This is a genomic window from Glaciimonas sp. OK215 (assembly GCF_057787885.1).
Window position 1 is genome coordinate 19,119 of the sequence record NZ_JBYMEG010000004.1, and the last position, 25,904, is coordinate 45,022.

A 25,904-nucleotide genomic window follows, 5' to 3' on the forward strand; every position below is an offset into this window, starting at 1 on the left:
TGGATTTTATGAAGGTGGAACTTGTTAAATGTGGTAGACGTCGATTACCTGGTTGATGTAATCGTTTTTCAGCACCACGTATTTGTTCAAGATTTTCGGATTGTCCGCGGAGAAATCGATGATGTATCGCGACATGCCGAAATAGCTATAGTTCGTTTTATAACGATGACTCAGAGTGTGCCAATTGAACCGGACAGTACAAATGTCGCCCTCCTGCTTTTCCAGTTCTACATTCGCGATGTTATGACTGGTCCGGGTATCCGGCATGGTAGCGCTGGAGCGCTCGGTCTTGATGCGGAATACCCGATCCTCCAGGCCTTGTCTGTTCGGATAAAAAATGAGCGAGATTTCTCGTTGCGGATCCGTTACCAACGTATCGTCGTCATCCCATGAGGGCATCCAGAACTGCGCATCAGCGTCATAGCATTCCAACCATTCATCCCATTGCTCATCGTCCAGAAAACGGCTTTCCCGGTACAGAAAGCTATTGATTTCAACCAGGCTGATGTTCTTCATGCTTGGGCCCCCTCTTCACGCAAGGCTTTTTTCATGACGTCCAGCCAATAACGATGCTGTATGGTGTAAAGACCTTCATCTTCGGTTTTCATACCGCTCATCACTGGTTTCAAGCCAATTTCTTTGGCAGCGTCGTCCGCACCCTCGATCCAGTGTTGAGAACCGCGGCACATATCGTTCCATTCCAAGGCAATTCCTGCGAAACCTTGCTGGCAAGCACGGAACTCTTCCAGGTCATCGGGTGTCGCCATCCCGCTGACATTGAAGAAATCTTCGTATTGACGGATGCGATGAGCACGCGCTTCATCGGCTTCGCCTTTTGGGGCGATGCAATAAATCGTGACTTCTGTTTTATCGACCGAAATCGGGCGCAACACACGAATTTGTGAACCAAACTGGTCCATCAAGTACACGTTGGGGTACAAGCAGAGATTGCGCGAGCGCTCGATCATCCAGTCGGCGGTTGCTGCGCCGAAATTCTTGGAAAATTCTTCGCGGCGTGGATAGTTTGGACGGTCTTCCGGATTTGCCCATGTCGACCACAGTACAAGGTGTCCATGCTCGAAAGCATAAAATCCACCGCCCTGCTTGCCCCACTTGCCCGCATCCATCGCCCGGACATTATCCTCACGCATTGCGTCTGGTTCCTTACGGCGATTGGTGGTCGCTGCATAGTTCCAATGGACAGCCGAGACGTGATAGCCATCCGCACCGTTTTCAGCTTGCAGCTTCCAGTTACCTTCAAAGGTATAAGTGGATGCGCCGCGCAACACTTCGAGGCCGTCAGCGGACTGATTGACAATCATGTCGATGATCTTGCCGGCTTCACCCAAAAACTCCGTGAGCGGGGCAACATTTTCATTCACACTGCCAAACAGAAAGCCTTTATAACTCTCAAAGCGCGCTACTTTTTTCAAATCATGCGAGCCTTCTTTATTGAAGCACTCTGAATAGCCGGCGTCCTCAGGATCTTTGACTTTTAGCAGCTTGCCGCTGTTGTTAAAAGTCCAGCCATGAAACGGGCAAGTGTAGGTGGCCTTATTGCCGCGTTTATGACGGCACAACTGCGCACCGCGGTGGCTGCAAGCATTGATGAATGCGTTTAACTCACCCTGACGATTACGCGCAATAAAGACCGGTTGACGACCAATATGGGTAGTGTAGTAATCATTGTTATTGGCAATCTGGCTCTCATGTGCCAGGTAAATCCAATTACCCTCAAAAATATGCTTCATTTCCAATTCAAATAAAGCGTTGTCGGTAAAGGCGCTACGATGCAAGCGATAGTCGCCTTTTTCTTTATCTTCAATTAGGTAGTCGTCCAGGCTTTTCAGCTTTGGCGTATTGTCAGGATGAATGGGGATCATGATGTATTCCTTCTGTTTGAGAAAATGGGTGGTGGATCAGCACCGCCCATTTTTTTATTACGCAGCAGCGCGGATACGCTCAACTTCAGTAGAAGGTGCAGTAGGCGTTTCTGAGTACAGATGGAAATCAAAATCGATCGAGGAGAAAGGCTGCTTCAAATCTTTTGTAGCAAGCTCATCCTTAGCAGAGATTTTATTTATGGCAGGTACCAGGCCTTCACGACTGGCAAATGCAAAGTCGTCCCACAGGTATTCGTCGCCATCAATATTGATTTGCGTGGTTAACTTGCGGTGACCGGCGCCGGTGACGAAAAAATGAATGTGAGCAGGACGACGACCGTGACGACCCAACAGATCCAATAATTGCTGTGTTGAGCCATCAGGTGGACAACCGTATCCCGAAGGAATAATGCTACGGAACTGATAACGACCATTTTCATCAGCAATGATCGTACGACGCAGATTAAATGCAGACTGCGACTGGTCAAAGAAAGAATAGTTGCCCAGCAAGTTAGCATGCCAAACCTCAACCTTGGCGCCTGGCATTGGTGTGCCATTGGCATCAAACACGGTGCCCTGCATAAACAGAATTTCCGCCTGATCGCTTTCCGTGCCATCATCCAGACGAGCAAAGCCCTTACTTTCCGGCGCACCGGCGACGTATAACGGACCTTCGATGGTACGCGGTGTGCCACCTGTCAATCCTGCCTTTGCTTCAGCCTCGTCAGCGCGGATATCAAAAAAGCGCTCCAGACCCAGGCCCGGTGCAAGCAAACCGAGTTCGTTTCTTGCGCCAGCCGTAGATAAATACTCCAGTCCCTTCCAGAATTCGCTGGCCTGAATGTCGAGGTCTTCAATCGCCTTGCACAAATCGCCGACCAAACGCAGGACGATTTCCTGTACGCGCGGATTCGCTTCGCGGGTAGCGGAATCAATTATCCAACTCTTTACCAGAGCGTCGATTTCGGTATGTGTCATGGTTGTCTCCTGAAAAAAATGGTTACTTATAAGGTGTATTGAAAAATGTGTTGCTACGCTGTATTTCACAAAAAAGTCATCGACCACCAACTTATTTGTCATCTTCCCGAATGGAGGAAGGGTGACGGCACAAAGGCATGATCTGGATTTGCATATAAGGAAACAGGGGCAAAGTCGAAATCAGGGTATGCAATTCATCCACGCTATCGACATCGAAAACGCTGATGTTGGCGTACTGACCGGCGATCCGCCAGAGATGCCGCCACTTACCACTCGCTTGCAAACCTTGTGCAATTTCTTTCTCTGTTTTTTTCAGCTCATTCGCCTGATTTTCTGGCATGGCCGGCGGCAAATTCACATCCATCCTCACATGAAACAACATGTTGTTCTCCTGGTTTGATAAGGCTTGAAACAGCTGCGGGCGCTCTTATTTGCGGCGCATGAAGTTTAATTTTTCACGGTCGATTTCAACGCCCAGACCTGGCTTGTTCGGAACCTGCAGCATGAAGTCCTTGTAGACTAATGGTTCGCGCAACACTTCCTCGGTCAACAACAAAGGCCCGAAGAGTTCTGTGCCGTAAGACAAATCGCTAAAAGTGGAAAAGACATGGGCAGACGCAGCAGTCCCGATGCCGCCTTCCAGCATCGTTCCGCCATACAAGCCAATCCCTGCGAGTTGGGCGACAGTCGCGACCTGAATGGCAGGTATCAAACCGCCGGATTGCGTGATCTTCACGGCGAACACATCGGCCGCCGCTGTTGTCGCGAGATCAAAAGCATCTAATGGGCCATGCAAGGCTTCATCAGCCATCAGCGCGACGGAGAAGCGATTCGCCAGTCGTGCCAGGCCTGCTTTGTTGTCTGCGCGTACAGGTTGTTCGATCAGATCAATACCGCCAGCTTCGAGAGCTGCGATACCATTGACTGCGTCCAGCTCGCTCCATGCCTGATTCACATCTACACGCACGCTGACTTCGGCACCGAGTGCTTTTTTGATTGCCAGAACATGTGCGACATCATCTGCTACCGAACGCAAACCGATTTTGAGTTTGAAGATGCGATGGCGACGCAGCACCAGCATTTTTTCGGCTTCAGCAATATCTTTGTTGGTATCGCCGCTCGCCAACGTCCATGCGACCGGTAGGGCATCTCGCACGCGACCGCCCAGAAATTCACTGAGCGGGATATGCAATCGGCGCGCCTGAGCATCCAATAAAGCAGTTTCAATCGCGCATTTGGCAAAGCGGTTGCCCTGAATGATTTTGCGAATCTTTGCCATTGCCTTGGCAACTTGACTAGCATCCATCCCGACCAGTAAAGGAGCAATATGGGTATCAATATTGGTCTTGATACTCTCAGGGCTCTCTTCGCCGTAGTTCAGCCCCCCGATTGTGGTCGCCTCGCCCCATCCCTCGATACCATCGCCACACACCACCCGCACCAGTACCAGCGTTTGCGCGTTCATGGTCGCTACCGATAGCTTATGTGGACGGATTGTCGGCACATCAACAAGAATGGTTTCTATGCTGTGGATCATATTTTATTTGTATAATTAAACGGGATAGCAGCAGGTTAGGCCGGCCAAATCCCGCCGTCCAACACCGATTAGCTATCGATTCAATACTTTTTAGGTATAAAGATGGAATTACGCCACTTACGCTACTTTGTGGCTGTTGCAGACGAGAAAAATTTCACTCGCGCCTCTAAACGGCTATTTATTGCTCAGCCGCCATTAAGTCGGCAGATTCAACAGTTGGAAGAAGAATTGGGCGTCTCTTTGATTGAAAAAGGTTCGCGTCCGCTACGGCTCACCGAAGCAGGCCGGTTTTTTTACGCGCATGCGCAGCAGCTATTGGGGAAGGCTGCTGATCTGAAATCGATGACACAACGGGTCGGGAAAATTGAAAGGACGCTTTCTATCGGATTTGTCGCATCAACGCTGTACGGAATACTGCCAAAAATCATCCGGCGTTTTCGTACTGAACACAACGCCGTCGAAATTAGCCTGCATGAAATGACCACCATGGACCAAATCAAGGCGTTAAAGGACGGTAGCATTGACGTCGGATTTGGACGAATCAGATATGAGGATCCCAACATCCGGCGCATTGTGCTGCGCGAGGAACGATTGATCGTGGCATTACCGGTAGGTCACCCGCTAACCGCATCCACGACCCCACTTAGCCTGAAGGATTTGATTCCCGAAACGCTGATTATCTTTCCGAAGGCGCCACGTCCCAGCTTTGCCGACCAAGTTTTAGCGGCCTTTAGTGATCGCGCGATACAACTGGATAACATTCTCGAAGTCAGGGAGCTGCAAATTGCTATCGGTCTTGTGGCTGCGGGACAGGGTGTCGCGATTGTCCCGGCCAGCTTGCAGGGAATGAAAAGGGATGATGTCAGCTACATGGAGCTCGGTGAAAAACATACGATTTCGCCGGTCATTTTCAGCGTACGTATGTTGGACCAGTCGGAAGAGCTTAGAAAGCTGCTTCGACTAATCTACGACGTCTATGATGCTGAAAATATTCCGCATATTAAGGAATTTTTATGAGCTCATCATTGGCCACCATCCAGTTCCTGCGCAGCGCTGTAAGTAATTGACATAAAGCGCGCCAGCCCGGGCTTTGATCTCCCCTACGCTTTTGCGGGCATCCGAGTCGCTTCACATCGCGGGATACGCATCACAACTTTCCAGTTACCAGGCATCGAGCAACTCCCCCCACTCTGACAGCAGAAATCGCAGACTGGCCTTCTGACGGTTGGTCGCTGCTGCTGTCGCCAAGTGCAATCGAACAATGATTTACAAAAAGATTATTTCTCAATCTGAAATAGTGTCTTGTGATTTGCTGCGTTTATCAAAATATCAGCAAGGATTAAAGTTCGGGCCATCGGTGAGCAGTAAAAAAATGTCATACCTGACTCGCCGAGTCAGGACTGGCGGAGCGCAATTTATGCCTGCTCGACAGATCCGGTGTCTTCCTTTACTCATGTGAGATTGAAAATGAATACCAAACAATTGCTTGCTGCTATTGCCTTAATCACTGTTGCCCATTCCGTACTTGCCGAGGCACCTTATCCACCAGAGGTTCCATTCGTTTCAACCAAAACTCGTGCTGAGGTAAAGGCAGAACTCGCGCAAGCCAAGGAGCAAGGGCTGATGACATACAGCGATGCGGATTATCCACCGTCACCTGCATTCGTTTCGACCAAAACGCGTGAACAAGTACGTGAAGAGGCGATCGAGGCTTCAAAAAATCGGGATGAAAACAATCTGTATCGCGGCCATTAATTGAATAAAGTTAGTATCAGGAAACCGCAGAAGTAACGGTGCTAACCGACCCGGCGGGAAATCAGGTTTTCTCAAGTAACTGCAAGGCCGAAGCGAACAGCATTCAAAAACGCCAGGCTTGCCGCGTTCGAAATTTTCAATGTCCGACACGCATTGTTGAAACTGAAACTTGCGTTCCTCAAAATTAATTTATTTAAAGAATCATTGGATGTGTTCATGTATTCCTTTAGCGCTGCCTACCTAAGCACCCATGTGGAAGAAATTCTGGAACTGGCAGACTCCGACACAATTCTGATCACTCTCGACTCTAGCGACAATCTGGTGCTACTGAAGGAGTCTGTATGGCGCTCGTTGCAGGACACGCTGCATCTTTTAGCCACGCCAATCAACGCAGAGCGCCTGCAGCACAGCTTGCAGCAAATTCGTAAGGAATATTTAGTCGAAGGAAACGTAAAGTGAGACTTCTATTCACTCCACCTGCGGTCAAGGATTTGGCCTACTGGCAAGCCAATGATGCACATCTTGCCGGCAAGATTGAGCAGGTCTTACACAAACTCAAACATGGCGTTCCCTTGCACAATCATCAGATGACGGCTTTGTCGCTGCGATTACCGGACTTGTTTTCGGTCAAAGTGTCGAGCGAACATCGAATCGTTTTCGAACAGTTACGCGATGACGTTATTGTGCATCAATGCCGCTTCCACTATTAATCTGCGCCCCCGTTTCGTACGTTCTGACGACACCATGAAGCCAGGCGTCATGCCTGCCTTCATGCGTTGATTTTTCTCATCTATGACTGAACTCCATGTCGTTGACTCTTGGTGGTCTGTCCCGCCCCCGGCAAACGATATGACTGCATATCGCCAAAAATTTGGCAGCTTAACGATACCTTCGTTGCCGGATCCTCCTCTTTTGACCAACTCGACACAAGCACAACAGCGATGCGAACCACAAACCGACATGTTGTGTTAATGAGACATAAATTGCGATTTTAATTATTAAAACAAAATACAGTTTGTTTAAATCATTAAATTTTGTTGAAATATGCAAAGTCTTCTTGATGCTAATTATTTGGAAGCATCGACATCAGCATGCTCTGGCGCACATGTCGATAAAGTTAAATGGTAATTAAATAATTTTTGGAGCTTGTAAAATGAGGAAGTCCCTTTTAGCACTGGCGGTTATCGGATCGTTCACGACTGCAGCCTACGCACAAAGTTCTGTAACGATTTATGGCCTTATTGACGCCAGCGTTGGATACAACAGCAAGGTAGCAACAACACCTGGCAAGACCGGCAACAAAGTAGGCATGGACTCAGGCGCAATACGCGGTTCACGCCTCGGCTTCAGAGGCACTGAAGATCTGGGTGGTGGGCTGAAAGCGCTGTTCAATCTGGAAAACGGCTTTAACGTTGATACCGGCACAGCGGCACAAGGCGGTCAACTGTTCGGCCGCACTGCAACCGTCGGCTTGTCCGGCGGTTTCGGTACTGTATTGCTCGGTCGTCAAAAGGATTTCCTGGATGACGTGGCGGCCTATACTTCCGTCGCAGACTTCGGCACGATGATCAGCAATGTGCATGCGAAAGACCTGGATCGTACCAACGGTGAGCGCCTGAATAATTCGATTCGCTATAACACCCCAAATGTTGCCGGCTTTTATGGCAGTGCAATTTATGGCTTCGGTGAGCAGGCTGGTTCCAACTCGACTGGTCAGTCGTATGGCATTGGCGGCGCATACGCTAACGGCCCATTTAATATCGGTCTTGGCTACTTCCAGGCGAAGAAAGCAAGTAATGCTGCAGGCTCGTCGCCCTCCAGCGATGTTAACGCAGGCAATGCAACTACTTGCGCGACCGGCGCCGGCGGTGTGGGCGAAACCTGCCTCAAAACATGGACGTTGGCCGGAACCTATCAACTCGGTCAGGCAAAACTCCACGGCTCGTGGTCGCAAGTTAAGCTGCCGCTGGCGCAGACTGCTACTGCGGCATCATTCTCTGCCGCCGCCAGGTCTAGCTTCACGCCTGATGCCAATTCGCAATTTGCGGTTGGTGGCATTAACAATGATAAAACCAACATTTTTGACGTCGGTGTGAATTATGCGATCAACAACCAGTTGTCGCTGCTGGGCAGCGTCCAATACGCACGTGTCAATTTTGTCGACGCGTCAAATGGCAAGATGACTCAAATTAACCTGGGTGCAAACTACGCCTTCTCCAAGCGTAGCAGCGTGTACGCAATCTATCGCAATCTACGTAGTTCCGATATGTACAACCCCGGTGTTAGCGGCAGCAACGTGGCTGGGGTCGACAACAGCCAGAACGCGATTAACGTAGGCATCCTTCACGCGTTCTGATTGAAAGGCGCTTGAACCCAATAACCGTGGCGCCAATTATTCAACGATTGGCTGCCGCTGGTTTTAGGAAGCGGTAAACAGTATCGGGCGCATACGGGATTCACGATCGGCGACGTGAAGGGTCGCGACAGCGTTCGATATGTCGCGAGCGTGTCCCGCGCGCGTGACGCCGCCCGCCTTGCGCTTGGCCGCTTGGAACAAGCCGTTGATGGCCTCGATAAAGCCGTTGGTTTGGCGAGTCTGCGTCCCACGCGACAATTGCGACGAAATGCTTTCGAATCATGCGCGCGACGTCTTTCATGGGGTGACCACGACCGCCGGCAATTTACGTCGCCATAAATAATATTTACCCGATGAGACCGGGCCTCGCATACCGTGACGCTGGTTTGATCGTCGGCCACCTTCCGGGAATAACACTCGGAAGTTGCGAAACGGCCAATTCATTTTCATTGATGGGCGATCTCTCCCAATGGGCAAGAACGGCCACTTCAGTATTGGCATGGAAATTAGCGCAAGAACCCTTCCATCAGAGCGCTCATATTGTCCCTGCCGCGGTCACCGAGGGCGTCTCCGGCCCGCTACCTGTCATGATAAGTTTGAATGACGCTTTGCTGTCGGATAGATTCTTGTACACAGCCGCCAGACCGGTCAGTGTCGCTCCATCGTCGCTGAAGTAAAAGGCTGTGAACCATGGTCCAAGCAGATCAGTCAGATGGACCTCCCTTATCTCTCCGGCATTGGAGATGGTGATCGGACACTCTGGCAAAATGGCCCCGGGCTGTGGCCCTTCTGTAAATCCCGCTGACCGCGGGACAGCATTATGGTTGAGCGGAGAATCCACATAGGTAATCGCATTGATCTGCCGTGGGTTGATCAGGGAACGAACGCAGGGATGCTTCACGGCGAGACTAAGCACTGCTGTTCGCATCAGCTCAAAGGCAAAAGAAGGCGGCGCCATGAATTCGGTGCTCTTTGTGCCATGCCACGATCCAGGATAAAACGCGAGCAGCCATCCCCAATCGGCGATAGCACCAGTGGCGCTGAGATGTCGCAACGCTTCGTTTGCCTTCCATACGCAGGGAAAGGGCCGCAACCATGTGGTATCGGATCCTCTCCGGAGCTGATGCCAGATGCGGTACGTCGGCTCGAGCATCGCTGGGGAAATCGGCCATGACCACCCCCCGCCAGTTTTGCTCTGTTATTGGAGCATTTCTTTACGCAACGTCTGACGGAGCAGCGCCAAGCGAGGCCGCACTCGATCAGTTCCTATCGCGATACCTCTCGTCAATTTCTGAAGTTCGCCCAGCAGCGACTGCATAAGCCACCGTCACGCGTTTGCTTCGAGTAGATCGATGCCCCTTTGATCGCGGCATTCTTGGATGAGCGGGAGGAACGCCAAGGCTAAGCGTTCGCAGTCGCAACCTGCGCCTCCCCGCAATCCACTCCTTGTTTCGTTGTGCCAATTCCTGCCCGGTCCTACAAGTAGGCGGGTCGGCATGGCTTGGTTTCTCGCGCGTAGGCTTCACCGGGGCGCTGGCCGCTTTGTCCGGACTCACGTTTCCGTCAGTCATTGCGTTGGCTTTGTGCGCGCTCAGCATTGCGACGTCGGGTCACACTCTTCCTTCCGCTAGCCTACACGGTTTGAAGGTGATCGTCGCTGTCACCCTGGTCGCCCAAGCGGTGTGAGGCATGGCGAACAATCTGCGCACATATGCCCCTACCTTTCCTATGCACACCAGCTCACTATATACAAAATCATCGTTATTATTTCTAATAATGAAATAGTTAATTATAAATTCCGCTGTTTATTGTTAAAGGCGAAGCCCGTAAACTTAGCTCCATCGATGGACGCAACACACAAGCAGCCCCACATTTCAGCGCTCAGAACGGCCAATGTGACGCAAGTGCCCGTTCACCGAGGCAGGACCCGACGGGCTGCATTTCGCCTGTTCCGCCGAGCCCGGTGCTATCCCCCTAACTTTTTGGAGCAATAACATGAACACCAAACAATTGATCGCTGGCCTGGTTGTCTTAGCCGCTGCTGGCAGCGCTTTCGCTGAAGCGCCATACCCGGCCGACGATCATTTCGTCTCAACCAAGACCCGGGCGGAAGTGCAAGCCGAATTGGCAGAGGCACGTGCACAAGGCTTGATGGATTATAACGACGCTACGTATCCAATCCTTGCGGCGCAAAAAAGCAACTTGACCCGCGCGCAAGTGAAACAGCAAGTGCCGAACAAGCTGGACAACACTGTTTATAACGGCTACTAATAGACACCAACCATGCGATAACGCTGTCGTTGTCTGACTCATCAAAACGCCACTGACGGTGGCGTTTTTCTATTACGAAAACCGTTTTTTGTCCCTAGCCAAAAAGCACAAACGCAGCAACATGCACAACAAATCGGGTTTACCATGCGGTTCCTTGCCTTGACCTCACCACCAAACTTACCACCGGTAGCAGCATCGACTGCACGCATTCCTGCAGGGTCGATGGCAACCTCACGCACCGGTTTGCTGGCTGCCTGCGCGCTAGTTGTCCTGTTAAGCGGGTGTGCGAGTTTTTCCGGTATCGATCCGCAGGCCAGACTCAGTGACGGTCGCACCATGGATGGCCGGGCGCTGAACGGCAGCGCGGCCATGAACGCCACCCAAATCAACGCGCAATGGCCGACGGTGACCTGGTGGCAAGCCTATCGCGACCAGCAACTCGACCGGCTGGTAAAACAAGCGATAGCCGACAGCCCGAATATCAAGATCGCGCAAGCCCGGATTCGACAAGCAACCTCGTTGGCCGGTGTCGCTCAAGCGGCGACCTTGCCGAAAGTCGGTGCCGAAGCCTCCATCACGCGCCAATTATTCACCAACGATGGCTTGTATCCGCCGCCATTGGGCGGCACGTGGGACTGGAGCAACGATGCCCGTATCAAGGCCAGTTACGATCTCGATCTGTGGGACAAAGATCGCAATACGCTGGAGGCCGCGCTCGACAATGTGCATGTCAGTTCAGCGGAAGCACGTGCAGCGCAATTGAGCCTGGAAGGCACCGTGGTCCGCAGCTATCTGCAACTGGCAACCCAATTCGTATTGAAAGATATCGCGGAAGCCGCGCTGGCGCAGCAGCTATCGGTCGCCAGCATTGCACAACGCCGCCTCAAAGCAGGCATCGGCACCGGGCTCGAAGTCAGCCAGGCTGAGACCAGCTTGCCGACTGCGCGCGCAAATATCGAAAAGATCAACGAAGCAATCGCGCTTTCGCGCAACCAGATTGCCGCACTGATTGGGCAAGGCCCATCTGCCGGCGATACAATTCAACGTCCGCTGTTGGCGAAAAACATGGCTGACAGCCAGCTTGCCAGTAATGCAGGGTTGCCCATCAGCCTGCCGGACAATGTCCCCGCCAACCTGATCGGACGACGTCCGGACGTGATCGCCCAACGCTGGCGCGTCGAAGCGCTGACCAAGAATATCGCCGTCGCCAAAGCGGGGTTTTATCCCGACATCAATATTTCTGCTTTTATCGGTTTTGAGTCGCTTGGTTTAAGCCATTTCCTGACCAGCGCTTCGGCCATACGCGGTTTTGCACCGGCAATTTCATTGCCCATCTTTGATGGCGGCCGCTTGCGTGCTAATCTCGGCGCCCAAACCGCGACGCTGGACGCCGCCATTGAGACCTATAACAACACGCTGTTGCAGTCGCTGCAAAACGTGGCGGACCAAATCGTCAAGCTGAAATCGATCGAATTGCAACGCAACCAGTCCGAACAAGCCATGGCGCTGGCACAAAGATCGTACCAGCTCGCTCAGCGTGGTTTTAAGGCGGGACTGACGCCGTATCTGAATGTCATTCAAACCCAAATGGCCATGCTGCAAGAACAACAACGAGTGGCGCAAGCGCGCGCCGCGTATCTGGACGCATGGGCACAGCTGATGCAAGCGTTGGGTGGCGGCCTGGGTGACGATTTGCCGCGACCGGAAGCAGCAGCTAGCGTGGCGGCATCCGCCGCACCGGCCAAATAAGCGCGACGTGAATCTCCATGAGTGAACTCGTCCGCAAAATAACCGGCAACAACTGGCTGCCGCGTTTCAAAAACGCGGCCGGCGGCTGGCTGCTGACCCAGGCACCTAGCCTGTTGCACATGTTCAAGATGTTGCTGGCCATCTTGCTGGCGATGGGCTTGTCGATGCTGTTCAATTTGTCCAAGCCTGGTACCGCGATGATTACGGTCACCATCGTTACCCAGCCACGCAGTGGCCTGGTCAAGGCGAAGGGCTTTTATCGCGTCGTCGGCACCTTGGTCGGGGTCGCGGTCTCGCTGGTGCTGGCCGCATCCTTTACCCAACAACCGGTCCTGTTTCTGGTGGCCGGCGCCTGCTGGATCGCGCTTTGCACTGCCGGCTCGATCATCTTCCGCAATTTTCAATCGTATGCCTTCGTGCTGGCCGGCTATACGCTGGTCCTCGTCGGCTTGCCCGCGGCACTGGACCCCGCGCAAGCGTTCGATATTGCAGCCACACGCCTCAGCGAAGTAATGCTGGGTCTGCTATGTGCCGGCGTCGTCAGTGACGTGGTGTTCCCACAACACCTGTCCGATACAGTGCTGGCAACAGTCCGCAAGCGCTTCGCGGATTATTCCCGGTTTATGCAACGGGATGAGACCACGCCGCATTTGCAAAATTCGCAGCAGGATCGCGGCAGCATGATGCTGCGCCTCATCGGTGAAGTCATCGCACTCGAAAATCTTCACATTTCATCGGCATTTGAAAGCGCCACAGGTCATCCGCAAACAGCACATTTGCGCCAGTTGAATACCGCCTTCATGACGGTGTCGACCACCTTCCACTCGCTCGATCAGCTGTTTCTGCGCCTGCGCAGTTCCGGCAAGACCAATACCTTCAATGCAGTGATGATGGAATACAAGGCCATCGTCGGCATCATGCAAAGTGACAAAGCCGATATTCCTTTGCAGTTGCAGCAATGTCGCCGGCAACTGCCGGAGCGGCTGGCCGCATTGCGACGCGAACTGAGGCTGAGGCTCAGCGGGATGTTGCGCGTGGGCCCCAACCACAATGGCGACGCGTTGCTGGACTTCGATGCCGCTGCCGCGTTACTGCAACGTTTTGCGGATGAACTGCGCCTCTATACCCGCATTCACAATGCGGTGCTGAACATGGATAGCGCGTTACCAGACGATATGGCGCGAACGGCGCATTATGTCAATCGCACCGATCCGATGCTGGTTGCCATGTCGGCCCTGCGCGCAGCCATCAGTTTCGGTATCTCATCGCTGTTCTGGCTGCAGAGCGGCTGGCCGTCCGGTGTCGACGCAGTGGTGTTCGCGACGGTGGTTAGCGCCTTGTTTGCAGCATCCCCATCGCCGACCAAAACAGTCATCAGTTTCATGCAGGGGGCAACACTTGGCGGCGTATTGGGCTTTGTCTGCGCCTACTATATTCAGCCCGGCGCGCAAGACTTCACCATGTTATGCCTGTCGCTGACACCGTTTATCCTGTTTGGCACCTGGCTCACTAACCAACCAAAGCATGCGGGGATGGGTGCCGGCATGCTGGTTTTTTTCCTGTCGTATGCGGCGGTCGGGAACGTCTATGAATTCGATTACCTGGCATTCTTGAACGCCATGTGCGGTGGCCTGATCGGTTGTGCGATCGCTGCGGTCATGTATATGATCATTGATCCCGCCGATAGTCGTTGGGCCAAAATGCGCCTGGTGCGCGCATTGCGACGCCAGGTGGTCGATGGCTGCCAGCAGCCGATAAGCGGTTTGCTGGCACGCTTCGAAAGCGGCACCCGTGACCTGGTTGGCCGCTTTGCCCTGGGGCACTCGGCAGCAAACGAAAACGATCGCGAAGTCATGGCATGGCTGCTCTCGGTCTTTGAAATCGGCCGTGCAGTAATCCATCTGCGCGAAGACACCAGCGCACCATTGCCCGGCGGCACCGGCGTTAATGCATCTGCCATACAGTCGGTGCGCCAGACCGTCGAGCGCAGCGTGCAGACTGTCGCAACGCTGTTTTCCCGTCCCAATCAGCGCCATCTGCAGTTGGCACTGGATGCCGTTCTGGCGGCGATTGCCACTTGCCGGACCGCGCCGACCATGTCAAATTACGCCGCAGTGCTGGCAAATCTGCATCTGATTCGCACCTCGCTTCTTGAACACACCACGGCTGTCGCCCCCGTCAACCCTTCATCATCAGGAATTGACCATGCCGCGTGAAATCGCAATCTTCGACGCCCTCATACCGACCTTGCTATTAGCATTCGTCGGCTGTGTCGCCTTGCAATTCGGCATTGACTGGCTGCTTTCGCGCTTGCGCCTGTATCGCTATGTGTGGCATCCGAGCCTGTTTCGGATTGCCTTGTTCTTTTGTATTTTTGGCGGGTTTGGACTATGTGTACAAGCTGCTTGAGACAACTATGAAATCATCGACTATCTTTAAAATCATCCTCAAAATTGCAATCACGCTGATCGTCGTGACCATCGCCTTCCTGTTGATACGCACATTATGGGATCGCTACATGAATGCGCCGTGGACCCGAGACGGCAGGGTGCGCGCCGACGTCATCAGCGTCGCTGCCGATGTCGCCGGTCGTGTGATCGAAGTACCGGTACGCGACAACGCCTACGTCCACAAAGGCGACGTACTGATGAAAATCGATCCGGCCCACTACACGCTGGCTTTGGCGGAAGCCGACGCCATGGTGGCACAGCGCCGGGTTGCACTCAGCATGAAGCAGCGTGACGCGGCGCGCCGCGCCATGCTCGACGGCGAAGTGATTTCAAATGAAATCCGTGAAAACTCGACTTCCGACGCGTCTTCCGCGCAAGCCATGTATCAGGCGGCACTGGCGACGCGCGACATGGCCAAACTGAATCTGGACCGTACCCGTGTACTGGCGCCAGCCGATGGCTGGGTCGCCAATCTGAACGTCCATGCCGGCGATTTCGCCCAGGTCGGCGCCCCCAAACTGGCGGTTGTCGATGCCGGTTCGTTTTGGATTTACGGCTATTTTGAAGAAAACAAATTACCGCTGCTGCAAGTTGGCGACAAAGCGGAAATGCGCCTGCTCGGCAGCGACCAGCTGCTCACCGGCCACATCGATAGCATCGCCCGCGGCATCACCGATCGCGATAACGGCCCTGGCAGCAATGGATTGGCAAACGTGAATCCGAGCTTCAACTGGGTCCGTCTGGCACAACGCGTGCCGGTACGGATTCATATCGATAAAGTGCCGGACGGCATCACGCTGGCGGCAGGGATGACTTGCACCGTGGTTGTCAAGCCGGGTGAGAAGGTAGCGCGGCGAGACAAAAAGACGGATGTCCCGAAGCAGTAACTAGATAGCATCCGTAGTCAAGCGTGGTTGCGTTCTATGATACAAGCGCCAACCATGCCAACCACAGTATCATGGGTGTTGTCACACTTAACGCGCATACCCAAGATTTCATAGAATAGCGGAATGCCAAATTCCAATATTTTCAGCGGCTTCCGCTTTCCATCCGAGATCATCAGTCATGCGGTCTGGCTCTATTTTCGTTTTTCCCTGAGCTTCCGCGATGTTGAAGAAATGCTGGCTTGGCGTGGCATCATCGTGACCTATGAAACGATACGCCAATGGCCTCTGAAATTCGGGCAGACTTGCGCCAACACGTTACGCAGGAAGCAAGCGAAACGTGGCGACAGATGGTTGCTGGACGAAGTTGTCCTCACGATCAAAGGTCGACATCGTTACCTTTGGCGCGCTGTCGACCAGGATGGTTTTAGGCTTGATATTTTGATGCAGAGCCGTCGCAATCGACACACCGCAAGACGGTTCTTCCGGAAGCTGCTCAAAGGCTTACGTTACGTACCCCGGGTGATCATTACAGACAAGCTGAAAAGTTACGCGGCAGCCAAACGCGAGATCATTCCCCATACAGAACATCGCCAACACAAGCGTCTCAACAATCAATGTGAAGTATCGCATCAACCGACCAGGCAACGGGAACGGCAGATGCGCCGATTCAAGTCGCCTCGTCATGTACAACGATGCCTATCGGCACACGCGCCGATCAATAATCTCTTTCGTATTCGGCGCTTTCATTCCACAGCGTCGGCATATCGAGGCGCTCTTCAACACGCATTTTCAGAATGGCAGGATGCAAGTTGTGTAAAAAATTCTAGCATTGCATAAAATTGGGACCGATTTGGTGAAAACTCGTCCAATGAAATCGCCTTGAACTTTTTCCATCGGCAAGTTGACAGTACCCCCACGCGATAATTCCGTCGAAATGCTTGCGAATCATGCGCGCTTCTCCTTGGCTAAACCTGCGCGATAGCGTACCCCTAAACCCACAGAGAAGTCTGAACAACCATAATATCTACTCGATGAGACCCGGCCTCGCATACCGTGACTTTGGTTTGATTGTCGGCCACCTCCCTGGAATAACCCTCGGAAGTTGCGAAGCGGCCAATTCGTTTTCATTGATGCGCGATCTCACCCAATGGGCAAGATCGGCCAATTCGGTATTGGCGGAGAAATAAGCGCAAGAACCCTTCGATCCGATTGCTCATGGTGGCCCTGCTGCGGTCACCGAGTGCGTCTCCGACCCGCTGCGTGTCATGCCCTCGCTCGCGTCGGAGATGAGCCTCTGCACGACTTTTTCGTCGCCGATTTCATCAATGGCCAGCAGGGCGAAACGGGCGAGAAATAGCGGAGACTGGGCCTCGCCCATTTCCGTCATGGTCTTGCATAACAGGGTATACACGCTGTCGAGTTCACTCGCAGTAATTTCCATTTCCAACTCCTTTTCTTGGTTGTAGGTTGCTACGGACGCAAGGCATGTGTGATGGCTGGCAGAATTTCCTCCGGCACCGTCTCCAACCAGCGCGCCATGACATGCCCGTCTGGTCGCACGAGGTAGAGACTGCCTGGCTGCGCGCCATATAGGGTGAACAGGCGTCCGGTATGGTCCCATCCGAATTGCTCGTCTGCATTGGAGGCGATATGCCGCGTAAGCGGAATAAGCTTGAATGGCACTTTGCTGTCGGATAGATTCTTGTACACGGCCGCCAGATCGGTCGGCAGCGTTCCATCGTCACTGAAGTAAAAGGCCGTGAACCATGGCCCAAGCAGATCGGTCAGATGGGCCTCTCTTATCTCCCCCGCATCGGAGATGGTGATCGGACACTCTGGCAAAATGGCCCCCGGCTGTGGCCCTGCTGTAAATCCCGCTGACCGCGCGACAGCATGATGGTTGAGCGGAGAATCCACATAGGTAATCGCATTGGTCTGCCGTGGGTTGATCAGGGAACTAACGCAGGGATGCTTCACGGCGAGACTAAGCACTGCTGTTCGCATCAGTTCAAAGGCAAAAGAAGGGGGCGCCATGAATTCCGTGCTCTTTGTGCCATAGCTGAGGTTTTCGTACGCAGCAAACACGCGCTCGTCGGAATAGCTATCGAGTAGCCGATCCGAGGCCAGTCCCTTGACTACAAAAGCCAGTTTCCAGGCCAGGTTGTCGGCGTCATCGATCCCCGAATTCGCACCCCGCACGCCAAAGATCGGCACGAGATGCGCAGCATCGCCCGCGAACAGGACGCGCCCATGGCGATATCTTTCCAGCGTCAGGGCGTTGGCCTTATAGATGGTGATCCAGATCGGGGACCATTCGCCGCCCTCCCCCATCATTTTCAGTAGGTTCTGCACGCGAGGGATCACATTTTCCGTCTTGACCGCTTGTTCCGGATCTTCATCTTCGCGCAACTGATAGTCGATGCGCCAGACACTGTCCGGCTGCTTGTGCACGAGGACAGTGGAACCCGGATTGGACGGTGGATCGAAATATGCCAGGCGCTCGGTCGGCCGATTGCTTTGGAGTGCAATATCGACGATCACGTAGCGGCCCTCATAACTGGTCCCCTTGAGGTGCAGGCCGAGCGACTCTCGCACCGTACTGCGACCGCCGTCGGAGGCGATTAGCCAGTCGGTTTCCAGGTCATAGGAACCATCCGGCGTGGAGAGATTGAGCGTCACTCCGTCCTCGCGCGTATTGATTCCAGTGACCCTGGTCTGCCAGCGGATATCGATCAGATCGGCTTTCTTTTCCGCCGCATCCAGCAGGAATTGCTCAATGTGGTATTGCGCCAGGTTCACCATCGGCGGCAGTTTCTGATTATCGTCCTGGGGCATCGTGAAATGAAGCACCTCAGTGTCACGATAGAAACTGCGTCCGCCGGCCCATGGCAATCCCTTGTCCAGAAATCCTTCGAGCGCGCCCAGACGTTCGATAATTTCGAGACTGCGCCTGGAGATGCAGATCGCGCGGCTACCGCTGCAAACGCTGTCGTCAGCTTCGATCAATACGGACGGCACCCCATAGTTGGCGAGACCCAAGGCCGTGGCAAGGCCAACCGGCCCACCGCCGACGATCACCACCCGAGATCGCTCCGTCTTCGACTGCCCCTCCTGAAGCGGCAGCTTGGCCTCGTAGTGTTTGGCCATAAACGGGTACGGCTTGAAATCGTAATTCATTGAATTCCCCAGTTGTCCTTGAAGTCGTCATTCACCGTATCATCTGACGTGCGCTACGGTCGGTAAAAGTCATGTGTGGTATGCGATGGGACCGCCCGAACGTGGGGGCAAGCCAGCTCCAGAATCGTGATCGGAACCATGGCGACGCAGCACGAACGACTGGTTGGCCCGCCTCATTGGATAACCCGCTTCGTCGGCAAAGGGATCGGGAGCGTCAGGGTCACGATAGCGCCAATGACTAGCAGAACTCCGGCATACAGCAATCCGGCGGAGAAACTGTGAGTGACATCTTTCAGCCACCCCACTACCACCGGGTTTAGCGCCGAGCCAATGTTGCCGGTCGCATTGATCGCGGCGATCCCGACCGCTCTTGCTCCAAAACTGAGGGCGTGATCCGGCGTCGTCCAAAAGATGGACATCGCCGTGTAGGCACCGGTCGAGGCAAGGCAGATCCCGGCCAACTGGATGACAGGATTGGTTGAGTAAGCTGTGCATAGCCAACCGACTGCAGAGAGCAGCATCGGCAGCACAATGTGCCACTTGCGTTCCTGCCCGCGATCGGAATGCCGTCCCCACCAAATCATCCCGATGATCGTGCAGACCTGCGGAATGGCGGCCAACAAGCCGATCGTGGTGTTACTAGCGCCAGTGCTAAAGCTCTTCACAATAAGCGGCGTCCAGACTGCGACCATGGCCAGCGTATTAACGAGACAAAAGTAGGCAATGCCAAACTTGATGAGCGTCGGTGACGTCAACTCGCCAAGAATGCTTTTCTTCTCTCGATTAATTTCGGCAACCGGGTCGGATTTATGCTCGGCAAAAAGCATCTGCGAGAGAACTTCTTTCTCTTCCGCGCTAAGCCAGACCGACTTTTGCGGAGTGTCGTCGAGGTAGAAATAGACAACCAGCCCTAAAATTGCCGAAGGCAGCCCCTCCAGCAGAAACAGCCATTGCCAGCCTTTTATTCCGAACATCCCGTCCATACTGAGAATGTAGCCTGAGAGAGCTGATCCCACGGCTGCGGTGACGGGCATAGCGATCATGAACAAGGCATTCGCACGGGCGCGGTAAGTGCTTGGAAACCAGTAAGTGAGGTAAAGCAGCATGCCTGGCAGAAAGCCTGCTTCCGTGATGCCGACCATGATGCGGAGCAGATACAGAGTGCCTGGACTAGTTGCGAACATCGTCGCAGTGGAAGCCAATCCCCAGGCAATCATGATGCTGCCGATCCATTTTCTCGCGCCAATGCGCGCCAAGACCATGTTGCTCGGGATGCCAAATGCAATATAAGCGATGTAGAACATCGTCGTGGCCAAGCCAAACTGCGTCCCGGTGAGGCCCAGATCCTTCATCATCGTAAGGCCGGCAAAGCCGATGTTGATTCGATCCAGAAATGAAAACATGAATAGCAGGAACAAGAACCACAGCAGGTGCTTTGAGACCTTGCTGATGACGTGCTGCTCGAACTGGGGCAGAGCGCCCCCCATCAACGTATGTTTGGGGAGGCCTTGGGCAGGCTTTCTGATCGAATCCATTTCATGTCTCCTTGGTCGTTAGTTATGTTTTATATTTATCAGCGCTATTAACTCTCAAAGATGTGGAGGGTTGTGCGGATGACGATTGGGCGAGTATGAACTGCAGCGGATTGCGTTCTGTCCCCATTTTGGGGACAACGATCTTTGCGGACAAGCAGATCCTGCGCGGACCTCAATGAAGGCGGCGATATCAGGGGTGAATGCACTTGAGGAGTAGCGATCATAGATATTCGACGGAATGGCTCGAGTGGCGCGAGGTGGGCGCATTGACGCGTTGCTCGAGCGTGCTGCCCGTCGATTGCCGCTTCGATTTTCTTGGTTGCTGTTATGGCTTTCCAGGGAATAGGCAAAGTGCAAACAACTGACGCTGGCTCGAAATACCTAAGCGCTGGTAGGCCCGTTTCTGGTAAGTCAAGACACTGGACGGCTTGATACCCATCAGCTCTGCTATTTCGGCAGCGGTGTGACCTTCCAAAACACCGCGGAGGACATCCAGCTCGCGCTTCGACAGATCTGGGCAAGCGCTGCGGACTCGCGCCAGCATTAATTGCGAGACGCCCAGCTGATTTTGACCGCAGATAGCGTAGTGATGCCTGGCTGCATGGGCGAAGATAGGAGTAAGCGTTTCAATCCGCTGGATCTCGTCGGGGAGAAATTTACCTTGATCGCGGTCCCGGTAGAAATTTACCGATAACCAGACATTTTTCGTTGGTTGCAAGAGAAGTGAGACGCGATCCGAAACATTGGGTCGTTTGTAACAGGCGGCTCGGTAGCCCTCGTGAGCTATATCCTCCCCCGTTTGGTGATGTAACAGGATAGCCGGGTCGAACCTTTCCACTTTTGCGGCAGATACAATCTCCTGGTTGCCGTCGAAGGAATAAAAACGCCTGGCATAAGTCTCAGCAATGTCGTGGAGAAACTTCCCGCCGCGGTGGTCGGCAACCGCTATCGTCCTTGGCCGATTACCAAACTCGTAAGCAAATATGGTGCACTGGGAGACGGGCACGATACCGTTCAGTGTCTTCAGCATTTCCTCAGCAAAGGCATTGATGTCGTCGTGCCCAATCGCTGCGACGAGTCCAGCTACCCGAGTAAGATTCAGTTGTCCTTCGAGAGGCTGGCCGAGACGCCAGTACCGCATAATCTTACCCCGCAAAAGTCTGCTGCAATGCTAACAACGCCTTGCTTCAATATGAAAGTATAAGTGTACTCGTCTCATTTTCAAATAAATAGCCGCCTATCAAATAGACAACAACTAAACTAGTCGCTGGTCGCAGCGCCAAGCCAAACAGGCCTTTGATCGTTAAACAAAATTGTATTCCAGGCTGTCTCCAACCACCAGAAGATGCGGCCCATTGAGAGCACAGCGCACAACAACGCCACACCCGGTGCGAACAGGCCGAAGGTGAGGAAATCGAGTTTCACTAAGGTCTTGATCCGGTCGCTGGGCGGCAGTTTGAGCAGCAGCACGCATCCCAGCGAGAGCAGCGCCAGCCCCAGCTCCAGCTCGAACAGCTACAGCCCGCGCCACGCCGCGATCTGCTGCAGATCAGTGGAAAAAATCCGGGCCATTGGCAACGCCAGTTGCGAGGCGCCGAGCCCTACGGCGATTCCCTTCAAGCGCCATTTGGCGGGAAAGGCTTGCAGCATGTAATAGAGTCCCAACGTACTGAGCACGGCGCCCGCCATGCCATGGGCGGCCCGTACGGCAATGGCGGAGTTCAGGTTGTTGACGAACAAATGTGCAAACGTCAGCAGCGCGTACAGCACCAGACACGCCTCGGTGAACAGGCGCAGCCCGAACTGCTGGTGAAACTTCACCAGCAGCAGGTTTATTGACACATTGGTCGTCACATAAGCCGCCGGCAGCCAAGCCACCTCGGTCGAGTAGGCGCCCAATATGCCCTGCAGGTTAAGCAGGTTGACGGACACCAGCGCGTTGCCCAAACCGCCGGTGATGGCGACGATGAATCCCACAACGGCGTAGGCGAACCGGAGCGGCGTCGAATGGTTCGGCGTCGAAGGCGAGCCCGGCAGCGTAGGCCGCTCATGCGGCAGCCATTTTCGGGCCGCGTAGCGACTCATGGCGCCGATTCCGTGATGTCGTGTAACAACTCCAGCACGTCGGCCTCGACTTTCACCTGTTTGAATAACTCTTCAATGCTTTTTCACTTTGGCATCGCTATTCACCAGTCGACAAAACGTCAGTCTAGCCCATGGCAAAGTTTAAGAGCGCGTACTTTTACGTTAGACCTTGCGCATTTCGTCGCTTGCGCCGGATGAATGCAAAGATTGCGGCGATGATCACGATAATGAACACCCCCATCCCCGCTTGCGCTGCCACGACCAAGCTGGACGAACCACCACCCGCGCGCAGCACTTTCACCTGTTCGGCGCTAACCACGGCTTTGGGGTTGCCAAAATTTCTCGTCAGATAGTTCCCAAGCGTCGCGATCTGTTGATCCGACAGCGTCTTTTTAAAACCCGGCATTAACACCTCGGAGGAATCCGTGTGCCGCTGTATGCCTTCGAGCAGCACCAGCACCAGATTGTTGGTGTTGGTACTGCCCAGGGCTGTGTTGTGAAACAGCGGCGGCAGACCACCATCAAAACTCCCCTGGCCGCGGGCCTGGTGGCAAGTCGCGCAGTGGGCGTCATAGAGTTGGGGGCCGGTCATCTGGTTCAGATCCTTGGGCAAGGCCACACCCCGGATGCTGTTCAAGTCATCGGCGGCCGCACCCCACGCGTATACCGGGTGGGTGTCAGCCGATTCGCGTAGCGCGGGCACTGTCTTCAGATAGGTCGCAATCGCACGCAAGTCATCAGCATTCAGATGCCGCAGGCTGTTATCGACCGCCTCAGCCATCGGGCCTGCTGCCTGCGCTTTGTTGGCAACATGGCCGAATCGCATGTAGTCGACGATTTCCTGTTCGCGCCATCCGCCGACGCCGCTATTCGCGTCCGACGTGATATTGGGCGCGTGCCAGGCACCGACATCGCCACCGCCGAGTTCGTGCGATAGGTCTTCCGCCATCAGCATATTCCGTGGCGTGTGGCAGGCGCTGCAATGCGCGAGCCCACGCGTCAGGTAGGCGCCGCGATTCCACTCCGGGCTTTTGCTGGCGTCAGGTACGAACGGCTTATTGTCGAGAAATAGCAGATTCCAGGCCGCCATCGAAAGCCGGATGTTGAAAGGAAACGGCAGATCCGTGGCAGGAGTTGTCAGATCGACCGGCGCAACTGCATGCATGAAATAGGCGTACAGCGCCTGCGCATCATCGTCCGTGACTGTCGCGTACGACGTATACGGCATCGCTGGATAGAGATGCTGCCCATCCGCACGTACGCCTTTGCGCAAGGCATCGTTGAATTGTGCCTGCGTATAGTTGCCGATGCCGTGTGTTTTCGAGGGCGTGATGTTGGTTGAAACGATGGGGCCTAGCGGCGTCGGCAGCGACAGTCCGCCGGCCATTGGCTTACCGCCAGGTGCGCTGTGGCAAGCTATGCAGTCGCCAGCGGTCGCCAGATACTGGCCGCGTTTGATCAGCTCGGTATTTACGGTATCTGGCGCTGTGGCGGCACAAACGTTCAAGCTCACAAGCGCCAGCACCAGCACCAGCACCACGGTGCCGAGATTAACGTGTAGGCGTGTCATCAATTTCATTGAAGGCTACCTTAACGATGAGAATTTCGACGTAGCCGAACTTGGCGTACGCACGTTGAATTGCTCTAGTATGTGCTGCGCAGTTCTAAGCGCCAGCGCCAATCCAGTCTGTGTCGAGTTGCAGGTCGCCGCAGTCGGCATGACGCCGGTACTGACGATGAACAGATTTTCGTGGTCATGCGTGCGTCCGAAGCGATCGACGACCGAGGTCTTCGGGTCATTGCCCATGCTCATCGTGCCGGTGATGTGCTGATTGTTGGCGAAATTGCCTTCTGCGCTGTAGCGCAGGTTGGTGCCGCCCATCAACTCTGCAATGCGCGTGAAATCGGCCTTTGATACTTCGGCCCCGCGACGCGTGTATTCATCAATCGCATAGTGCGCCTCTGGTTTCGGGATGCCCATGGCATCCTTCTGCGCGCTGAGCGTGATGCGATTTTCCGGATTGGGCAACACCTCGAGAACGTTCTTGACGTTGACTTGGTGCGCCGCGCGATAACGCAATTGTTTCTCGAATTCCGGGCCATACACCCCCTCGGCGATCAAGGCCTGGGTGGCGTTCAACACTTGCGAAATGTTGGTGAAATCAAGGCGATACGGCGCATGCTCAGAACGGAACGGGCCATCGCGCAGGGTATTGATAGAGCTGGGGCTTTGCGGTCCGCGTCCGAGCCATAACTCTTCCTCTGCGTCGAACGTCAGTGAAGTGCTCGGGTGGTCCATCAGGTTGCGGCCGACCATGTCGGAACTGTTCGCCAGGCCATTGCGGTATTTATCGCTGGCCGACAGCAACAATAGTTTCGGGCTTTCGATGCCGTTGGCCGCGAGAATAAAGGTTTTGCCTGTGACGCGATGTGAGGTTTTGTCTGGATCGTAGTAGTGGACTGCGGCAATGCGACCCTGTGCGTCATGCTCGATCTTGTAGACGTTCGCATTCGGGATCAGTTTTGCGCCGGCGGCCTCGGCGGCGTCCGCTGCAAGACCGCCGTGGTACTGGGCATCGATCGGGCAGATCGGTTGGCAACTGTTGTTGCCGCAGCAAGCCGGCCGGCCATCGTAAGACCGGCTGTTGCGCGCGGTGGTATTGGCGACGACTTCATAGCCGCCGGGCGCGAGCCGTTCACGGAAGCGGCGCATCGCCCAGGTTTCGGCGACGGGTTCCATCGGGAACGGTTTGCTGCGCGGCGAGCCGGTGTTGGGCGCGCCCGATACCCCCATGATCTCTTCGGCTTCCTGATAATAGGGATCGAGTTCCTCGTACGTGAGCGGCCAGTCGACGCCGACCCCATACAGACTCTTGATCCGCATGTCGTTCGGCACCACTCGCCAGGCTTGCGCTGCCCAATGCCAGCTGGTGCCGCCAACCTGACGGATGTACTCCGCCGGATACGGATAGGGTCCGGCCTGCACCAGATAGCCGTTGTCCTTCGGCTGGAAAATCGGATGTGGCGCCCATGAGGTTGACGGATATGGCGACATCCAGTCACCCTTGCGGGGCGAATTGCGGAATCGGGCGACGATAATGTCGCGAGTGATGCGCGGCCCCGCTTCAAGGATCAAGACCGAAGCGCCTTGTTTCAAAAGTTTGTGCGCTGTCAATGACCCAATGATTCCTGAGCCGATTACAACGAAGTCAGCCGACAATTGTTCCGACATCTGGCGCTC

At 54.2% G+C, this 25,904-nt stretch carries 23 protein-coding genes and 3 pseudogenes; 12 read left to right on the forward strand and 14 right to left on the reverse strand.

What is annotated here, in order from left to right; genetic code table 11:
* Positions 1-24 precede the first annotated feature (24 nt).
* The 5 genes from benB to AC3CHX_RS30605 all read right to left on the reverse strand — a co-directional run bounded on the left by benB (position 25) and on the right by AC3CHX_RS30605 (position 4,398).
* Positions 25-516, reverse strand: a complete 492-nt coding sequence (benB, locus tag AC3CHX_RS30585) for a benzoate 1,2-dioxygenase small subunit (RefSeq protein WP_488645276.1) — start codon at positions 514-516, stop codon at positions 25-27.
* On the reverse strand, positions 513-1,883 hold the full coding sequence (gene benA / locus AC3CHX_RS30590; RefSeq protein WP_488645277.1) for a benzoate 1,2-dioxygenase large subunit: 1,371 nt from the start codon (positions 1,881-1,883) through the stop codon (positions 513-515). Before benA ends, benB begins: the two co-directional genes overlap by 4 nt.
* Positions 1,884-1,940: 57 nt before the next feature.
* Positions 1,941-2,861, reverse strand: coding sequence for a catechol 1,2-dioxygenase (gene catA, locus AC3CHX_RS30595; RefSeq protein WP_488645278.1), 921 nt, complete (start codon positions 2,859-2,861; stop codon positions 1,941-1,943).
* A 91-nt stretch (positions 2,862-2,952) separates the two neighbouring features.
* Entirely contained in the window at positions 2,953-3,243 is a 291-nt protein-coding gene (catC, locus tag AC3CHX_RS30600; protein ID WP_488645279.1) for a muconolactone Delta-isomerase, read from the reverse strand.
* A 45-nt stretch (positions 3,244-3,288) separates the two neighbouring features.
* The gene (locus tag AC3CHX_RS30605) at positions 3,289-4,398 is read right to left on the reverse strand and encodes a muconate/chloromuconate family cycloisomerase (RefSeq protein WP_488645280.1); all 1,110 of its coding nucleotides are present in this window, start codon (positions 4,396-4,398) and stop codon (positions 3,289-3,291) included.
* A 102-nt stretch (positions 4,399-4,500) separates the two neighbouring features.
* Between AC3CHX_RS30605 and AC3CHX_RS30610 the strand changes: the two genes are divergently transcribed.
* The 5 genes from AC3CHX_RS30610 to AC3CHX_RS30630 all read left to right on the forward strand — a co-directional run bounded on the left by AC3CHX_RS30610 (position 4,501) and on the right by AC3CHX_RS30630 (position 8,509).
* Positions 4,501-5,415, forward strand: a complete 915-nt coding sequence (locus tag AC3CHX_RS30610) for a LysR family transcriptional regulator (RefSeq protein WP_488645281.1) — start codon at positions 4,501-4,503, stop codon at positions 5,413-5,415.
* 450 nt (positions 5,416-5,865) lie between these two features.
* Positions 5,866-6,153, forward strand: a complete 288-nt coding sequence (locus AC3CHX_RS30615; protein WP_488645282.1) for a DUF4148 domain-containing protein — start codon at positions 5,866-5,868, stop codon at positions 6,151-6,153.
* A gap of 156 nt (positions 6,154-6,309) precedes the next feature.
* Positions 6,310-6,612: a type II toxin-antitoxin system Phd/YefM family antitoxin gene (locus AC3CHX_RS30620; protein ID WP_488645283.1), complete on the forward strand. Its 303-nt coding sequence runs from the start codon at positions 6,310-6,312 to the stop codon at positions 6,610-6,612.
* Positions 6,609-6,863, forward strand: coding sequence for a type II toxin-antitoxin system YoeB family toxin (locus AC3CHX_RS30625; protein WP_488645284.1), 255 nt, complete (start codon positions 6,609-6,611; stop codon positions 6,861-6,863). The genes AC3CHX_RS30620 and AC3CHX_RS30625 overlap by 4 nt, the downstream gene beginning before the upstream one ends.
* A gap of 443 nt (positions 6,864-7,306) precedes the next feature.
* On the forward strand, positions 7,307-8,509 hold the full coding sequence (locus AC3CHX_RS30630; protein ID WP_488645285.1) for a porin: 1,203 nt from the start codon (positions 7,307-7,309) through the stop codon (positions 8,507-8,509).
* Positions 8,510-8,572: 63 nt separating this feature from the next.
* On the opposite strand, the pseudogene AC3CHX_RS30635 reads toward AC3CHX_RS30630, so the two are convergent.
* Both AC3CHX_RS30635 and AC3CHX_RS30640 read right to left on the reverse strand, forming a co-directional pair.
* A pseudogene (locus tag AC3CHX_RS30635) lies at positions 8,573-8,813 on the reverse strand (transposase); the annotation flags it as partial.
* 231 nt (positions 8,814-9,044) lie between these two features.
* Positions 9,045-9,563, reverse strand: a complete 519-nt coding sequence (locus AC3CHX_RS30640) for a hypothetical protein (protein WP_488645286.1) — start codon at positions 9,561-9,563, stop codon at positions 9,045-9,047.
* Positions 9,564-9,954: 391 nt separating this feature from the next.
* Here AC3CHX_RS30640 and AC3CHX_RS30645 point away from each other — a divergent pair.
* The 7 genes and pseudogenes from AC3CHX_RS30645 to AC3CHX_RS30675 form a co-directional block, all read left to right on the forward strand.
* A pseudogene (locus AC3CHX_RS30645) lies at positions 9,955-10,192 on the forward strand (chromate transporter); the annotation flags it as partial.
* Positions 10,193-10,504: 312 nt separating this feature from the next.
* Positions 10,505-10,780 carry a DUF4148 domain-containing protein gene (locus tag AC3CHX_RS30650; protein ID WP_488645287.1) on the forward strand — a complete coding sequence of 92 codons (276 nt, stop codon included), beginning with the start codon at positions 10,505-10,507 and terminating at the stop codon, positions 10,778-10,780.
* Between the two features lie 222 nt (positions 10,781-11,002).
* Positions 11,003-12,529 carry an efflux transporter outer membrane subunit gene (locus AC3CHX_RS30655; RefSeq protein WP_488645288.1) on the forward strand — a complete coding sequence of 509 codons (1,527 nt, stop codon included), beginning with the start codon at positions 11,003-11,005 and terminating at the stop codon, positions 12,527-12,529.
* A 17-nt stretch (positions 12,530-12,546) separates the two neighbouring features.
* Positions 12,547-14,745 carry an FUSC family protein gene (locus AC3CHX_RS30660; protein WP_488645289.1) on the forward strand — a complete coding sequence of 733 codons (2,199 nt, stop codon included), beginning with the start codon at positions 12,547-12,549 and terminating at the stop codon, positions 14,743-14,745.
* Positions 14,735-14,938: a DUF1656 domain-containing protein gene (locus AC3CHX_RS30665; RefSeq protein WP_488645290.1), complete on the forward strand. Its 204-nt coding sequence runs from the start codon at positions 14,735-14,737 to the stop codon at positions 14,936-14,938. Before AC3CHX_RS30660 ends, AC3CHX_RS30665 begins: the two co-directional genes overlap by 11 nt.
* Before the next feature lie 7 nt (positions 14,939-14,945).
* Positions 14,946-15,866, forward strand: coding sequence for an HlyD family secretion protein (locus AC3CHX_RS30670; RefSeq protein WP_488645291.1), 921 nt, complete (start codon positions 14,946-14,948; stop codon positions 15,864-15,866).
* A gap of 123 nt (positions 15,867-15,989) precedes the next feature.
* On the forward strand, positions 15,990-16,703 hold the full coding sequence (locus AC3CHX_RS30675; protein WP_488645292.1) for an IS6 family transposase: 714 nt from the start codon (positions 15,990-15,992) through the stop codon (positions 16,701-16,703).
* A gap of 376 nt (positions 16,704-17,079) precedes the next feature.
* Here AC3CHX_RS30675 and AC3CHX_RS30680 read toward each other — a convergent pair whose 3' ends face one another.
* From AC3CHX_RS30680 to AC3CHX_RS30710, 7 genes and pseudogenes are all read right to left on the reverse strand, one after another.
* Complete coding sequence (locus AC3CHX_RS30680) at positions 17,080-17,307, reverse strand: hypothetical protein (RefSeq protein ID WP_488645293.1); 228 nt, start codon at positions 17,305-17,307, stop codon at positions 17,080-17,082.
* Positions 17,308-17,336: 29 nt separating this feature from the next.
* Positions 17,337-19,043, reverse strand: coding sequence for an FAD-dependent oxidoreductase (locus tag AC3CHX_RS30685; RefSeq protein WP_488645294.1), 1,707 nt, complete (start codon positions 19,041-19,043; stop codon positions 17,337-17,339).
* Positions 19,044-19,216: 173 nt separating this feature from the next.
* Entirely contained in the window at positions 19,217-20,530 is a 1,314-nt protein-coding gene (locus AC3CHX_RS30690; protein WP_488645406.1) for an MFS transporter, read from the reverse strand.
* A gap of 373 nt (positions 20,531-20,903) precedes the next feature.
* Complete coding sequence (locus AC3CHX_RS30695; protein ID WP_488645295.1) at positions 20,904-21,719, reverse strand: helix-turn-helix transcriptional regulator; 816 nt, start codon at positions 21,717-21,719, stop codon at positions 20,904-20,906.
* A 179-nt stretch (positions 21,720-21,898) separates the two neighbouring features.
* Positions 21,899-22,663: pseudogene (locus tag AC3CHX_RS30700) on the reverse strand (MFS transporter); the annotation flags it as partial.
* Between the two features lie 157 nt (positions 22,664-22,820).
* Positions 22,821-24,242: a c-type cytochrome gene (locus tag AC3CHX_RS30705; RefSeq protein WP_488645296.1), complete on the reverse strand. Its 1,422-nt coding sequence runs from the start codon at positions 24,240-24,242 to the stop codon at positions 22,821-22,823.
* A gap of 6 nt (positions 24,243-24,248) precedes the next feature.
* Positions 24,249-25,895, reverse strand: a complete 1,647-nt coding sequence (locus AC3CHX_RS30710) for a GMC family oxidoreductase (protein ID WP_488645297.1) — start codon at positions 25,893-25,895, stop codon at positions 24,249-24,251.
* Positions 25,896-25,904 lie beyond the last annotated feature (9 nt).